Origin of the sequence: Mesotoga sp. UBA5825 (assembly GCF_002432955.1) — a bacterium.
In the GTDB taxonomy this organism is placed as follows: Bacteria; Thermotogota; Thermotogae; order Petrotogales; family Kosmotogaceae; genus Mesotoga.
Genome location: NZ_DJHG01000061.1, coordinates 1 through 2,892, shown reverse-complemented (window position 1 = coordinate 2,892; position 2,892 = coordinate 1). Strand labels below are relative to the sequence as shown.

The window sequence follows — 2,892 nt, the reverse complement described above, 5'->3', positions numbered from 1 at the left end:
AAGTGAGTGGATTCTGGGGCGGGCTCTACGGGATGACGGGTCGAAGGGTTCTGATTCTCGCCTTCTCGTGAGCGCAGCGAACGTCTCGACATTGCTCTTTCTCGATCGAATGGTCTTAGCGGTGAACAGGTTCTTGTTCTTGGACTGTTGACGGAGGACTGATCTCTTCAAAGCGTACCGCAGAAATCCTCCTCAATGGAAACGGATGAATCTTCAAAAACCGACAGTAACCTCACAGTTCATTTCCTCTGCTTCCTTGGCTCTTAATTGCACACAATATAAACAGTTCATATATTGGGATCGTAAATGTAAAGTAATTCCTGAGCGTTGTTGACTCTTCAGGAACATCTTAGCGTTGCAGATTTGCTTTGCAGTAACTGGAATTCAGAACAAAAGCCGTCAAGAACCTCTGCTTCAACATCATGAATCAGTGGAGTTGATTCCTGACAACCACACGAGTAGGCTAATGCACTTTTCGGTCATCTTTTGTATACTATAAATGAGGGAGTTGCTTTATGGACAATGATCTCCAGAGACTGAAAAAACGAATAGAGGAGCTTGAAGCCGTTAATGAACGTTTGAGACAGAAGACGGCAGCCCGAACAAATGGCAGTTCGAAGGTATCACACTATTCATCGCCTGATGAGAAGATTTCCCTCTACAGATCTCTTTTCTTTGGCAGGCAGGATTTGTATGCACTTCGATGGGAAGGAGCAGATGGTTCTTCCGGGTACCAGCCAGTTTGCAAGAACATCTGGAAGAAGGGCATTTGCAGGAAACCTCAGATCAAGTGCACTCAGTGCGATTCGAGAGAATTCGCGCCGCTTACTGATCGGGTGATCTACAATCATCTTTCAGGAAAGATCTCGATAGGTATTTATCCGCTCATTGAAGACGAAACATGCAGGTTCCTTGCCGCCGATCTAGATGGAGAAAGCTGGATGGATGATGCACGTGCCTTCATGAACGCATGTGCAGCTTTTTCCGTTCCGGTGTATTTGGAGAGATCGAGATCCGGTAAGGGTTGTCATCTCTGGTTCTTCTTTAGCGAGCCGATTAGGGCATCGCTCGCTAGAAAGATGGGCTTTTCTTTGCTCGCGAAGGTCCTGGAACATCGACCGAGGCTCTCATTGAGCTCTTATGACAGGTTCTTTCCAAACCAGGATACTATGCCAAAGGGCGGACTGGGTAATCTGATCGCTCTCCCTCTGCAGGGAATGTTGCGCAAAGCGGAAAACACAGTTTTCCTGGATAAAGATTTCGAACCCTATGATGATCAGTGGGCCTTTCTCTCATCTATAAAACGCATCAGCCACAAAGAAGTTGCGCGTATTCTGCGAGACATTTCTGATGACAGTGACGGGAACAGATTTTCTGTGACCGTTGTAAATACTAAGCCGATTCCTGAAGAGGTCACTCTAAAGCTTGACAGCGTTATAAGGATTGAGAAGGATTCTTTGCCGCCCTCGATTATGGGTGAGTTGCTGAAGCTTGCCACATTCGACAATCCTGAGTTTTTCAGGGCTCAGGCTATGAGGCTTCCCACTTACAACAAACCAAGACGAATCAACTGCGCAGAAGAAGATGAGATCGACTTTCTCTTGCCGAGAGGCTGTCTGGACGATTCAATTGACCTTCTGAAAAGCAACGGAATCGATGTGAAGCTTGAAGATAAGCGCTGCAGCGGAAGTCATGTCAATGTCGCCTTCTGCGGGAATCTGACAAAGGAACAGGATACGGCTGCCAATGAGATGTTGGAGCATGATTTCGGTATTCTCTGCGCTCCTACGGGTTCCGGAAAGACTGTAATCGCCTTGAACTTGATCGCGCAGCGAAAGAGAAGCACACTCATTCTCGTTCATCGAAGAGAGCTTCTGAGACAGTGGGAGGAGAGCGTGCAAGAGTTCCTGCAGGTCGCTCCTGATGAGATAGGACAGATTGGGCAAGGAAAGAATACGGCAAAAGGGATTCTTGACATTGCTCTAATACAGACACTTAGCCGAAATGAGGATTCTCTGAAGAGTCTTCCGGATTATGGGCATGTTATCGTCGATGAATGCCAGCACATTCCCGCCTTCACACTTGAAAGAGTTATCAGGAGCATTCCGGCGCAGTATGTGACAGGTCTGACGGCCTCGCCAAAGAGAAGAGATGGCCACGACCCTATAATGTTCATGCAGTGCGGCCCTATTAGGTACAGGATCACTAGAAAGGGGAATTTCTTCTTCGAACGAACGTATGTGCCTAGGCAGACCGGTCTTGAAACACAACCAGATTCCAAACCCAAAGAGATCTACAAAGCGATCGAAACCGATAGGGGTAGAAATGTCCTAATATGCAACGACATTAGGAAGGCCATAGAAGCAGGAAGGTATTGTCTAGTCTTCTCTGAGAGGGTTCTTCATATCGAGACTCTTTACGAGATGCTGGGTGGTTTGGAGAACAGGATCTTTCTCTTACACGGGAAGCAGTCAAAGAAGATACAGAGCGAGAATCTCAACAGTTTCAGAAACGCTGACAACGGTCTCGCGCTGCTTTCAACAGGAAGATATCTAGGGGAGGGATTCGATGATCCAAGACTTGACACTCTCTTCCTCACCTTTCCGATTTCCTGGAAGGGTGTTCTTCAGCAATATGCAGGAAGACTGCACAGAGAAAACTTCGGAAAACATGAGGTCAGAATATACGACTACGTAGATGAGAATGTCCCTATGCTGAAGAAGATGTTTGAAAACCGCAAGAAGGGCTATAAAGCTCTGGGATATAAAGAATTCATCGATGTCCTGTGAGATCAAGTAAGGAAGAGATAAACACGAGAGTCGAGGCCGACTTCGTCGGGAAGTGATGCTAATTGATTAGACGCAAGGCGCCGAAAAGCATCGGCGGACGCAA

1 protein-coding gene is annotated in these 2,892 nt (G+C 47.0%); it reads left to right on the top strand.

Annotated features, from left to right (window positions below):
* The first annotated feature begins 515 nt into the window (after positions 1-515).
* Positions 516-2,789 carry a TOTE conflict system archaeo-eukaryotic primase domain-containing protein gene (locus tag B3N33_RS05725; protein WP_292592448.1) on the top strand — a complete coding sequence of 758 codons (2,274 nt, stop codon included), beginning with the start codon at positions 516-518 and terminating at the stop codon, positions 2,787-2,789.
* The last annotated feature ends 103 nt before the right edge of the window (positions 2,790-2,892 follow it).